This is a genomic window from Paenibacillus wynnii (assembly GCF_030812855.1).
GTDB lineage: Bacteria > Bacillota > Bacilli > Paenibacillales > Paenibacillaceae > Paenibacillus_AQ > Paenibacillus_AQ wynnii_A.
Window position 1 is genome coordinate 29882 of the sequence record NZ_JAUSTK010000028.1, and the last position, 12424, is coordinate 42305.

Sequence of the window (12424 nt, forward strand, 5' to 3'; positions counted from 1 at the left end):
AGAAGCATACGCTTAAGGGAAATGAATTTTTATATTATAGCATTTTTACGCGGGAATGTAACAAAGAACTTTCCAGACTTCCTCTATATTGACCTTAGGGTTGGGTAGGGGTATTCTAAATTGGACAATAGAAACCATAGATAAGAAGGTAGATATTGTGCAGAATGTGGATCAATATTATCCAACGAGTGGCAGGGTAATCCTGCATGTGGATATGAACGCTTTTTATTGCTCTGTTCACGAAGCGGAGGACCCTGATCAATATCGGGGGAAACCAACTGCGGTTGCGGGCAGTGTCGAATTGAGGAAGGGGATCATTGTAACCTGTTCCTATGTTGCGCGGAGACTGGGGATTTCAACGGGAATGCAGGTGCAGAAAGCGCTACGGATCTGTCCCTCGCTGATGGTAATCAAACCCGACTTCCACTTATATCGTAAATATTCCAATGCGTTCATGCAAATAGCATACAGTTATACGCCCATGCTTGAGGCTGTTTCTATTGACGAATGTTATCTCGATATTACAGGCTCGAAGCAGTTTGGTACGCCATTGGAGATCGCGGAGAATATCCAACATCGTATTATGGAAGAACTTAGCCTGCCATGCTCGATTGGAATTGCCCCTAACAAGCTGCTGGCCAAAATCGCATCTGATCTGAAGAAACCGAATGGCATATCCGTGCTGCGTTTACGGGATGTCGCAAAAGTCCTATGGGATAAGCCCTGCAATGAGATGTTCGGGATTGGTGACAAAACCGCTGAGAAGCTGCGTAAGCTTGGAATCTACAGTATAGGACAGCTCGCTGCAGCCGAAGAAGGAATGCTGATTCAGAATTTCGGTGTATTGGGATCTTGGCTAAAGCGGGCCGGCAATGGGGTCGATCACTCATTAGTGAATCCGGAGAGGGAGCAGAGCAAGTCTATAGGGCACACAACAACACTGCCAAGGGATGTGTTGGGTATTATTGAGGCTCGGCCTATACTGCTTAATCTGTGTGATCAAGTAGCGCGTAGACTTCGGCGGCAGAGTCTCATGGCATCCGGAGTTCAACTCACGATCCGTACCCCGGATATGAAGACTATAACTCGTTCCTGCCAACTGGATACGCTATCTGAAAGTGCTGAAGATATATATAAAGCAGTCTGTAATCTCTATTTAAAGCACTGGAAGGCTGAAAAACCTGTAAGATTACTGGGTGTGACTTTGCAGGGTCTAAAGGCGAAAGAAGAATCCGCCATCCAATTAGATTTATTTGATTATGAACGCCAGCCGAAGAAGGAATCATTAAACAAGGCGATGGATATGCTGCGCAACAAGTTTGGGGAGAATGCTGTATTAACAGCAGGTATGTTAAGTGACACACATTCAGCACGTTTGCGAAATCACAAGGAACGCGGAACCTCGCTGCAGAAGGATAATTTAAAGGATATAGATCATGATAATGTATGACACGAATGATCTGAAGCGTGTGAATTAAGTTGCCGCAGATTGCGTCAGAAATGCAAACGTCTTGAAAACCCATTGAAATTGAAGTCTATTTATATTAATATGAGAAAAATAACACGCTGCTACAAGGGCGTTGTATGTTTAACAGGAGGCAGAGATAACTATGGCTAAGTATACTTGGGTCGAGAAAGATACTTGCATCGCTTGCGGTGCGTGTGGTGCGACGGCCCCTGATATTTTTGATTATGATGATGAAGGTTTAGCGGAAACCATCTATGAGAATGATGGTAACCACGGAAACACAGCTATTCCTGACGACTTGTTTGATGATTTGCAAGATTCTGCTGATGGATGTCCTACGGATTCCATTAAAATCGCGGATGAACCTTTTAACAAAGAAGGTTAATCATTCTGTAAGTTAGTAACGTAAGATTACGAGAGACATCCCGTTTGCCGGCTTCATTCGGCTGGGATGTCTTTTTTTATTATCCGGTTTTGCCGATATATATTAAGGAAGATATCATTACATGACGGAGGTCCCGATGAAAAACTCGCAGCACCTCAAGGCGTATGTACAGATGCACCCTGATAATAAGATGGCATGGTACTTGCTTGGTAAGGAATATTATAAGAATGGTCAGGAAGGTAAAGCGAATTACTGTTTCAATGAAGCTGGAGAGGTTTATGAGGCGTTCGAGCACAGCAAGGTGCCTGGTGAGGTCCTGCGGGAATATGAAGAGGGACTTATGCGAGCGGACCAACAGCGTCAACTAAGCAAGCTTAAAGTCCGCCGATGGCTTCTGGGCTTGATGTTTTTGCTGCTTCTCATCATGCCTTCGTACGTCTCCCCGGGTATATACATAGATAAAGAAACCGGGAAGAGGCAGGTAAATAATCTTGCAGGTGATACGGGTCCTACACCCAATGAAGTCACTATCGAAGCTGAGGCTGCTGAAATTCTATTCACAGCAGAAGAAGTGAACGGGGTTACTTCTGGAAAGGCATTCATGAATATTCTCCAGAATAAAAAAACACCTGCACGGATAGCTGTGTTAGGTCTTGAACGCTCAGGTAAATGGCTGCTCTGGAAGGAGAAGCTTCCTCTAAAATTCACTGTGGCTAAAACTGGTAACGGGCAGGCAGCGTATCAAGACTACGATCCGGTAGCCTGTTCATGTCAACCGCCGGAGCATGGAGAGCTGACTGCGAAGGCTGCGCAGTGGCAAGAGCAGCAGGTAGAGAAGGCTGCGTTGTGGAGTTCGATTAGAGCCTTTGCTAATAGTAAAGGGCGTTCACCTGCTTCACTGAAGGAACTGGCAAGTCCCTTCCCGGGTAATTGGCTGGCAGGTACCACTCCTGCGATGAAGGTATCCTTCATGACGCTTATGAAAGCAGCTGCCGAGACCATTACCCCAACTCTTCCGGCTATTCCAGATAAGCAACTCTCTCCTGCAGGAGCTTCAGGGGGAACCGCTGCCACTCCATCTGCAGCAATAAGCGAAGCGGGAATGCCGTTTCTGTCAGAACCGCTTACAATCATTGTAGATAAACAAAAACACCGATTGGCTGTGACCAGCGGTTCTATAATTCTACGAAACTATGAGGTTGGTCTTGGCGGTAATAAAACACCGGAAGGGAGCTTTGTTATCTCCGATAAGGTCGTTAATCCAAACGGTCATGACAATGGTGAATTTGGAAGCCGGGGATTACAATTATCGGATAGTAACTATGCTATTCACGGTACAAATGAGCCTGAAAGTGTAGGGAAGGATGAATCACTAGGTTGTATAAGGATGAAGCGTGAGGATGTGGAGGAGTTGTTTGCGCTAGTCCCGAGGGGTACAAAGGTACAGATTAGTAAAGGGGTTCTGCCCGCTGAGCTGTTAATACCGGAGGATCGCTTCTCCCCCTCTGCAACTCAGAACCAGACCAACCCCCACAAAGTATATCATTGGCTGAATTAATTACCCGCTACAATTAATAAAACAATTATTAGAAGTACGAGTAATGAAAGGCTTACTCCGACCCATAGAATTGCCTTGCGGTTCACATCTTCTTTCTTCTGCTGCAATGTGGGAGGTTTGCGTTTAGTTGACATACAGCTCTACCTTCTTTCTCTATTCATCGGTGGTTACCCTTACATTGTAATTCGTTTGTAAGAAAAATACTATACTCTATAGAGAGGTCCTGAGAATCGTAGGGGCAAAAAACTTTTCTTTTCAACTGGAAAAGGCTAAAATTAAGAAGAAACCTACAGAACCAGGGGAAACTGCATAGTAATGGACCCCTTGAAGGAGCGAGAGCGGTGTTGTATCGTAATATTGCCAAACCTTTTTTCTTTAAAATGGACCCGGAAAAGGCGCACCATCTCGTCGTAGGCGGTCTGGAGAAATCATCAGCTTTTCCAGGCGGTCGCGCAGCTTTACGCTTGATGTATGGTGTTCCTGAAACGGCTGATCTCTCGATAGATCTGTTCGGGCAGCATTTTCCGACCCCAGTGGGACTGGCGGCTGGACTCGACAAGAATGCCCAGGCGGTTGCAGGCTTCTCTTCCATTGGCTTTGGGTTTATGGAGGTTGGCACGGTAACCCCTAAGGGACAGCCGGGTAATGAGAGCCCGCGGTTGTTCCGTCTTCCCTCGGACGAAGCGCTCATTAATCGTATGGGCTTCAATAATGAGGGTGCGGAGAGTATGGCTCTGCGGCTTAAAAAGATTACCAAACGTCCCATTCCGATTGCGGTGAATATAGGGCGAAATAAAGCTACAAGCAATGAAGCGGCTCACGAGGATTATCGTCAGTGTATCCGTACCCTTTACCCGTACGGTGATTTTTTTGTGGTTAATATCAGTTCGCCGAACACACCTGATTTACGCAGTCTTCAGCATGGTAGTGAATTGTCATTTCTATTGAATCAGGTAAAAGAAGAGATGGACATTCAGCGTCAGGCTAGCGGCATTCGCAAGACCCTGCTGGTCAAGATTGCACCGGACGTTACTGCTTCTGAGCTGGAGTACATGGTACATACGCTGACAGAAACCGGAATGGACGGGATCATTGCTACCAATACAACGATTAGTCGTGACGGCTTGAAGCATTCGAGTGCCGGAGAAACCGGAGGCCTAAGCGGCAGACCGCTGCGGGATCGTTCAACGGAGATCATCCGCTCGATTTACCGCCAGACCGAAGGGAAGCTGCCAATTATAGGATCCGGTGGTATTTTTACAAGCCAACATGCTTATGAGAAAATTCGGGCAGGCGCAAGTCTGGTCGAAATTTATACAGCCCTCATATACGAAGGACCGGAAGTTAATCGCAGAATTCATGCCGGATTACGGCAATTGCTGCGGCGTGATGGATTCCGGAATATTTCAGAAGCAGTGGGTGCAGATCATCACTGAAGGTGATTAGGACAGGAGGACAGGAAGATGGACGACAGGGACTGGGGAACTTTTTTACTTCCATATGAACAGACTGTGGAAGAACTGAAGGTTAAATTCAAAACGATGCGATCGGAACTGAAAAAGAGAGAGGAATATACACCGATCGAATTCGTGACAGGACGAGTGAAGCGGCTGTCAAGCATTCTGGAAAAAGCACAGCGGCTGAATGTCAAAATGGAAGATCTGGAGACTGGAATCGAGGATATTGCTGGAATTCGCATCATGTGCCAATTTGTGGAGGATATCCGCAGAGTGGCTGAATTTATCCGAAACCGCAAGGATCTAGAGGTTCTTTACGAGAAGGATTATATCACTAATTATAAAGAGAGCGGCTACCGCAGCTTCCATATGATTATAAAATATCCCGTACAAACGGCTCTAGGGCAAAAGATTGTGTTGGCTGAAATTCAAATTCGCACACTGGCGATGAATTTCTGGGCCACCATTGAGCACTCCCTGAACTATAAATACCGGGAGAGTCTGCCGGATGAAATGCGGATTCGCCTGAAGACGGCAGCGGAAGCCGCGTCGATATTGGATAGTGAAATGTCCAGTATACGGGAAGAGATCCTCGAGGCACAGAAGACTTTTGAGGAAAATTCCAATGCTACAACACAAGTGTTGAAAGCTATCCACCAATTATATTTCTATCATCTTGTTAATGAAGCGATAGAATGCCAAGGGCGCTTTAACGAGATTTGGCAAGCACAGGATATGGATGCCATGAAAGACTTGTTAGACCACGTAAGAAAACTGCTATCCGAGGCGAAGAAGGGCAGCCAGCCCTATGGCTTATGAGAAGCTTTATATAGCTTATCTCATCTATTTTAATCGTGACCGTGATTATTTTGAATGTCATGAAGTGTTAGAAGAATTGTGGCTTGCCCGGGAACGTGATCCGCTCTATAAAGGATTGCTTCAGGTGGCAGTGGGTCTGTATCATTTTCGTAACGGGAATGTGCGCGGAGGAACTATATTGTTAAGAGGTGCGACCGACAAGCTGAAGGATTATCCGGCACTGACACTAGGCATCAATCTCGCCAAGCTGTTGACAGAGGCTCAGGATTATGCCGGACGCTTGGAGAGCTATGAGGAAATGCCATTCCCCTACTACGATTTAACCATTGAAATAGTTGATCATGCGCTTGCCTTGGAAGTAGAGGCGGCATCCCCCGGTATAAAGCCCAATATTCCTCAGCGCCGAGGTCCACAAAGACCTCAGGCATCTTATTATAAATAAACAATATCCAGCAGCAAATATGGATCAGCTAGAGGGACACCCGCAGGGGTGTTCCTTGAGTCTTTCATCACCTAATGTTTGGATAGCAGGAGGACAGTATTCATGGCAGTGCAATTACCGCACTCTTTCACCGAAAGAATGAAGGAGCTGCTCGGTACGGAATATGAGCAATTTGCAAATTCGTATAGCGAAATCCCTTATGGGGGTATCCGTGCTAATACACTGAAGATAACGGCGGAACAGCTGCAAGAAATCTCACCTTTTCAGTTGGAGCCGATTCCTTGGTGCCCTACAGGGTTTTATACCCCGGAAGGTGCCAGACCCGGCAAGCATCCCTACTATCATGCAGGGCTGTATTACATTCAGGAGCCTAGTGCAATGGCACCGGTAGAATTGCTCGGTGTAACTCCAGGCGACCGTGTATTGGATTTATGCGCTGCTCCCGGCGGCAAATCAACCCAGATTGCAGCCAAGCTGCAAGGTAAGGGACTGTTGGTGAGCAACGATCTTCACCCTGAACGGACCAAAGCGCTGGCTAAGAACCTGGAACTGTACGGAACCCGCAACGGGATCGTCCTGAATGAGAGTCCAGAACGGATCGCTGCAGCCTTTCCTGCTTTTTTTGATAGAATTCTGATTGATGCTCCATGCTCCGGGGAAGGAATGTTCCGTAAAGATGAGGACATGGTTAAGCAGTGGGATTCAGAAACACCGGCCAAATATGCTGCAATGCAGCAAGAAATTCTGAGTTCTGCTGCCGCAGCATTGGCTCCCGGTGGAACGCTGGTGTATTCAACCTGTACTTTTGCAATGGAAGAGAATGAGGGATCCATTGCGAAGTTTCTCTCCGGCCATCCACAGTTTTCCGTTGTCCCGGTAGGAGGAACAGGATCATTCGCCGAGGGCTTTGGAGAGTTACCGGGAACTGCTCGGCTATGGCCGCATAAAGTGAAGGGCGAAGGGCATTTCATGGCTGTGTTAAGACATAATGGAATCCCTGCTAATCAAGAGACGGATGCGGAAGACATTATGAAATCCGGTTACACCCAACAAGTGAAGCCGGAGGATAGAAGCCGTGAGAAGAAAAGGCAAGGTTCTTCCGTGAAATTATCGCCAAGGCAGAAGAACGGTGGTGGAAAAGGCGGCCGTCCCCAAGGGAAATCGGAGGGGAGTAACAGTCGTAACCTATCTGCTCTAGTAGAGGAAGAAGCCTTGGCGGCCTACGGCCAATTTGTTGTGGAACAGTTGGTGTTTCAGCCGGGGGGTTATCCTGTTTTTTTCGGAGATCATATCTATATATCCCCTTTACCTAAGGAAGCGTTAGATGGATTAAAGACGATTCGTCCCGGATGGTATGTGGGATCCATGCGCAATGGTCGTTTCATTCCTGGGCATCCATTTGCTACAGCGTTGCGTGCAGAAGAAAGCCGTCGCAGTTTGTCCCTTTCTACTGAGAATGGTGAAGCGGTGTCTTACCTCAAAGGAGAGACATTGACTGTTCCGTCGGAACGTCTGGTTGTGACGGAGGGCATTCCTTATAAGGGTTATGTTCTGGTCTGCATTGATGGGTATAGTGCAGGTTGGGGTAAATGGCAGGACGGTATGCTCAAAAATGAATATCCCGCAGGTTGGAGGTGGACGTAGAGATGAAGATGTCACCCAGCAATGAAGGCAAAAAGCAGCGCCTGGATAAGGTGCTGTCTCATATAGGAATTGCTTCACGAAGTGAAATCCGGAAGCAGGCGAAGCAAGGGTTGATTACTGTGAATGGCGCTGTAGTTAAGGATAGCGGTATACATGTTGATCCTTATAAGGATACAATTCAAGTAGCTGGAGAAAAGGTTCTCTACCGAGAATATGTCTATCTAATGATGAACAAGCCCCCCGGTGTTTTATCGGCAACTGAAGATCGGAAGGACCGTACGGTACTCGATTTGCTATCTACGGAATATGCTCAATTCGAGCCTTTCCCTGTAGGCAGGCTGGATAAGGATACGGTGGGGTTGCTGCTCTTAACCAATGATGGAAAGCTTGCTCATGAGCTGCTCTCTCCGCGTAAACATGTTCCTAAAACCTATGAAGCTACGGTAGAAGGTGAAGTGGACTCCGACGATGTAGCCGCATTTTCAGCAGGTGTTCAATTAGAGGATGGTTATGTCACTCAACCCGCGCAGTTAACCATTCTAAGCAGAGAACGGGGCACAAAAGTAATTTCTTATATATCTCTTGTAATCACCGAAGGGAAATTCCATCAGGTAAAACGAATGTTTCAAGCTGTCGGCAAAAAGGTTACCTTTCTGAAGCGGGTATCCATGGGGGAGCTGAAGCTGGATGAGACCTTGCCGCTAGGTTCTTATCGTGAATTGACTGCCGGGGAGCTCAATATGCTGGGGGAAACAGATAAATAGAAATAGACGGGGATGGTGGAGTATGAGATACAAACTGATAGCACTTGATGTAGATGGAACACTGTTGAATGATGATCATCACCTTAGCGCTGAGAACAAGGCAGCAATCGCTGAGGTTACCCAAAAGGGAGGACAAATCGTCTTATGTACGGGGCGGAGTCCCCAGAACTCCATTCCTTTCATGGAGGAATTGGGATTGTCGGGATATGTGCTTGGTCATAACGGAGCAGCAACGGTACGTGTGAAGGATCGTGAGATTCTACACCAGTATGGTTTGGATGCGCGCGGTCTTGATCCGTATATTGAATACTGCCGGGAGCGGGACATTCATTTTGATGTAAACACTGCGTTTGACATGTACGTGGATAATGTGGAGAACCTGACCAAGGAAGCGAATTATATGTACGAGCATTTCCGGATGCTGCCGGCAACGCTTCCCGCTTGGGAAGAGTTCCGCGACCCGATTCTGAAGTTTACGGTATTTACCCAATCCGATATTCTAGATGAAGCTGAACGGGAGTGGCGCACATGGGGTGGAGAGTATAACATTCTCCGTAGCGGTGAGTTCTTTGTTGATTTTATGCATCCAGAGGCTTCCAAGGGTAATGCGCTTAAGCATCTGGCCATGCAGCTCGGAATCCCACAACAGGAAGTACTTTCGATCGGCAATTATTATAATGACATCTCCATGCTGACTTATGCGGGAATGGGAGTGGCGATGGATAATTCACCGGTTGAAGTCAAGGCTGCAGCTAATGCTATAACAGGTACAAATAATGAACACGGTGTACGTGATGCGCTAATTAAATACTGCTTGTCCTGACATCATTCTAAAGCATAAAGCAAACCTTATCAGGTGCTTTGTGCTTTTTTTGTTATCTGGGAGACAAATGATGTGATTTTTCTATTGAAAAAGCGGCCGTGCCCATCCTAAAAAAGGACGACATAGCCGCTTTTGTGTAGGGACTATTCGAGGTGTGTAATTTAGACGAATAACGAACGGGAAATGATTACGAGCAAGATAAAAAGTACCAAAATTGCTCCAGTAGATGTGAAGCCTACTCCAGGTGCGCCCATGTCTGATTCCTCCCTTGTCACATGTCTAGTTCCCGTTACCGCGTCTAATGCCGCAGTATTACTGGGATAATGACATCATATGTAGAAGGAAGGCTCAGGGATTGGCCAGAAGCCTATATACTCTCAATATGGGCTATAGGATACGCAATCCCTTGGGTAAATGATTCTTAAGCTGACCCAAACTCGCCTTACCCCAACCTATAGATAAACCATCAACCGTTACAAGTGTCCAACCATGCAGGTCAGAGGATACAGGAAGACTCTCTCCGCGAAGCCAAGCCTTTATTTCAGGCCCATCGGAAGCCAAATCGAATCTGCGGGAGACTTGGGTTGGGTGGAGTGCCATAGCTAAAGCATGTGCAGGTTCTATCCTGTTTTTCTTTAAATGGGCAATATGAAGACCGGCACGAGGGATACGCAGCCCGTCAAGCAACCCGATATGCAAACGGTCATTGAAAGCTTCAGGCAGAAGATATAAAGAGTCCCCGAAAAGCAGCGGCACACCCTTTCCAAGAAACCCAGGGAGTTCAGTCGAGGCCCAGATTTGAAACTGTTGAAAGGCGTCACGGACAGAGGCATTGACTCTTGGAGTATTTTTGCCGCGTCCTCCACCTGACTTGCGTTTAGCAGTAACTTGTGTATCCTCCGACGCCGTAACTTTTTGTTTACGCAGCAGAGCTACAAAATGCCCCTCGCCTTTTTCTAAATGCGGCCATAACCGTTTTTGGGTAATCAGCTCCATATCCGGATAGCTATCCGTTAATCGGGTAATGATTTCTTCGTTCTCCTTGCGGTTGAAAGTACAAGTGGAGTAAGCCAGGCTTCCGCCTGGTTTTAGCATTGTATAGGCATCCTGAAGGATATCCCATTGGCGTGCTGCGCACATCAATACATGCTCAGGCGACCACTCCTCTATAGCATCGGGGTCCTTGCGGAACATCCCTTCACCTGAGCAAGGTGCATCCAGCATGATCTTGTCAAAAGCCTCGGGGAAACGCAATGCCAGCTCGCCGGGTGTCGCGCTAGTAACCAGGGTAGAAGTATGACCAAGTCGTTCAACATTTTCAGCTAGAATTTTCGCTCGCTCCGGATGAATTTCATTAGATACAAGCAGTCCTTGTCCCTGCATCAAGGCAGCAAGGTGCGTCGTTTTTCCACCTGGCGCTGCAGCTAGATCCAATACAGTCTCACCGGGTAGCGGAGATAGCAGCTCGGCAGCGGACATTGCCGATGGCTCCTGAATATAATATAATCCGGCAGTATGATAGGGATGTCTGCCAGGACGAGAAGCCTCTTCGTAATAGAATCCATCAGTACACCAAGGGATGGGTTCCAAATTGAATAGGGAAATGGTATTCGAGACCGTATGATGTTCTGAATTTGTATAGCTTTTTAACCGGTTAAAGCGTAGTCCCTGAGTTCTCGGGGCTGTATAGCTTTCCAGAAAAGCGTCCGCCTCTTGTCCCAGCATATCTCTCATAGTTGTGGTGAAAGCGGCGGGCAGCCGTTCTTCCTTCATAATTCATTCTCCTTTTTGTCTGTTGCTGTTTCAGGTGTATACCGATAAAATCAAGTTATGGAACTTTGCGTACCTGAAAATGTACATATACACAACTATATCATAATTGCCAGGCTACACCGTAACAGGGGCAATAGTAAAGGGGATGTACCTAATGAATTTGCTTCAAGCGCTTTTCTTCCCACCGGAACAACCTGGTGGAGTCTCTTCGATGATCCCGTATCTTCAGGAACGCTTTCGTTCAAGCCGTTGGGAAATGGACCTCTTCTGGCTGCCTAAGCGGATTCGTAACAAGGGTCATGAGGAGATACTTTTTGAGACATTTGACTGGACACAATACGCCGAAAGTCCAATTGTGCAAAAATATATACAAACGTATCGCGATTATTTATGGTGGACGAGACTTCGTGTAAACAAGAAATATGATCTTATTCATGCACATCATCCTATTGCCGGTTTAGCAATGAAAAAAGTGTTTCCAGACGTTCCATTGATTCAAACTCTGCACTCTAGTTATGAGCGTGAGTTGATATTAAACGGGGCAATTGTAGAGAATGGATTGGAGCATCAGTTCCTGGTGTCTATATATCGTGAGCTGGAGCATGTCAGTGAGCGGTTAATGACGGTGTCGCTCTCCTTTGCCGAATATCTCTCTCCTTATATTGCTGAGCCTTCTCAAATTGGAGTCATTCCGAACGGCTTCGATGAGAAAAGATTCAAACCTGTTTCCCATGACAACAGCATTCCACAATTGGTTACGGTAACCCGCCTTGTCCCGGCGAAAGGGATTGACACTTTGATTAAGGCTTGTGCCGAATTAAAGAAACGCGGACATGAATATGTCCTGCATATTATCGGGGACGGACCTTCACGGACGGATCTGGAGAGCCTGGCCCAATCTCTTGGGATATATAATGAGACTATTTTCTACGGGTATACGCTGCATCCGGAGGAGTTCATGCCGTTCTTTGATATTTTTGTTCTACCCTCAAGAGCGGAAGCGTTCGGTTCTGTATTTGCAGAAGCTGCACTTAGCTGCCTTGCCTTGGTAGGCACGAATGTAGGCGGAATTCCGGAACAGATTGAAGATGGAGTGAATGGATTACTGGTCAATCCTGACGATGAGCTGGCCCTAGCAGATGCTCTCGAAAAGGTTATAGCCGATCCTTCCTACCGGTATGAGCTTTCGCGTTCGGCTTGGGAGAAAGCAAAAAGCCTGTATTCGCTGACACGGGTCGCCAATGAGCTGAAGAAGACTTATCTGCAATACCACCCGGGAACTAAGGGGTGA

At 46.9% G+C, this 12424-nt stretch carries 13 protein-coding genes; 10 read left to right on the top strand and 3 right to left on the bottom strand.

The annotated features are described in order from the left end of the window. The first annotated feature begins 157 nt into the window (after positions 1–157). The 3 genes from J2T20_RS20765 to J2T20_RS20775 all read left to right on the top strand — a co-directional run bounded on the left by J2T20_RS20765 (position 158) and on the right by J2T20_RS20775 (position 3411). Positions 158–1450, top strand: a complete 1293-nt coding sequence (locus J2T20_RS20765) for a DNA polymerase IV (RefSeq protein ID WP_307591231.1) — start codon at positions 158–160, stop codon at positions 1448–1450. Positions 1451–1610: 160 nt separating this feature from the next. Beyond that, the gene (locus tag J2T20_RS20770; RefSeq protein ID WP_307591232.1) at positions 1611–1853 is read left to right on the top strand and encodes a ferredoxin; all 243 of its coding nucleotides are present in this window, start codon (positions 1611–1613) and stop codon (positions 1851–1853) included. A gap of 136 nt (positions 1854–1989) precedes the next feature. After that, complete coding sequence (locus tag J2T20_RS20775; RefSeq protein WP_307591233.1) at positions 1990–3411, top strand: L,D-transpeptidase; 1422 nt, start codon at positions 1990–1992, stop codon at positions 3409–3411. On the opposite strand, the gene J2T20_RS20780 is transcribed toward J2T20_RS20775, so the two are convergent. After that, positions 3408–3545 (bottom strand): hypothetical protein, encoded by a 138-nt coding sequence (locus J2T20_RS20780; RefSeq protein WP_307591234.1) that lies wholly within the window; start codon positions 3543–3545, stop codon positions 3408–3410. The genes J2T20_RS20775 and J2T20_RS20780 overlap by 4 nt on opposite strands. Before the next feature lie 207 nt (positions 3546–3752). Between J2T20_RS20780 and J2T20_RS20785 the strand changes: the two genes are divergently transcribed. From J2T20_RS20785 to J2T20_RS20810, 6 genes are all read left to right on the top strand, one after another. Next, complete coding sequence (locus tag J2T20_RS20785) at positions 3753–4847, top strand: quinone-dependent dihydroorotate dehydrogenase (protein ID WP_307591235.1); 1095 nt, start codon at positions 3753–3755, stop codon at positions 4845–4847. 27 nt (positions 4848–4874) lie between these two features. Continuing rightward, on the top strand, positions 4875–5687 hold the full coding sequence (locus J2T20_RS20790; RefSeq protein WP_307591236.1) for a GTP pyrophosphokinase: 813 nt from the start codon (positions 4875–4877) through the stop codon (positions 5685–5687). Next, a complete protein-coding gene (locus J2T20_RS20795) occupies positions 5677–6129 on the top strand; it encodes a DUF309 domain-containing protein (RefSeq protein WP_307591237.1) in 453 nt (150 codons plus the stop codon). Before J2T20_RS20790 ends, J2T20_RS20795 begins: the two co-directional genes overlap by 11 nt. Before the next feature lie 102 nt (positions 6130–6231). Beyond that, complete coding sequence (locus tag J2T20_RS20800; protein WP_307591238.1) at positions 6232–7773, top strand: RsmB/NOP family class I SAM-dependent RNA methyltransferase; 1542 nt, start codon at positions 6232–6234, stop codon at positions 7771–7773. A gap of 8 nt (positions 7774–7781) precedes the next feature. Next, positions 7782–8537 carry a pseudouridine synthase gene (locus tag J2T20_RS20805; RefSeq protein WP_307591261.1) on the top strand — a complete coding sequence of 252 codons (756 nt, stop codon included), beginning with the start codon at positions 7782–7784 and terminating at the stop codon, positions 8535–8537. Between the two features lie 22 nt (positions 8538–8559). Further along, the gene (locus J2T20_RS20810) at positions 8560–9360 is read left to right on the top strand and encodes a Cof-type HAD-IIB family hydrolase (protein ID WP_307591239.1); all 801 of its coding nucleotides are present in this window, start codon (positions 8560–8562) and stop codon (positions 9358–9360) included. Between the two features lie 161 nt (positions 9361–9521). Here the strand turns inward: J2T20_RS20810 and J2T20_RS20815 are convergent, their stop codons facing one another. Further along, positions 9522–9614, bottom strand: coding sequence for a sporulation protein YjcZ (locus J2T20_RS20815; RefSeq protein WP_205622770.1), 93 nt, complete (start codon positions 9612–9614; stop codon positions 9522–9524). Between the two features lie 133 nt (positions 9615–9747). After that, positions 9748–11133 (bottom strand): RsmF rRNA methyltransferase first C-terminal domain-containing protein, encoded by a 1386-nt coding sequence (locus J2T20_RS20820; protein ID WP_307591240.1) that lies wholly within the window; start codon positions 11131–11133, stop codon positions 9748–9750. 154 nt (positions 11134–11287) lie between these two features. Between J2T20_RS20820 and J2T20_RS20825 the strand changes: the two genes are divergently transcribed. Next, positions 11288–12424 carry a glycosyltransferase family 4 protein gene (locus J2T20_RS20825; protein WP_307591241.1) on the top strand — a complete coding sequence of 379 codons (1137 nt, stop codon included), beginning with the start codon at positions 11288–11290 and terminating at the stop codon, positions 12422–12424.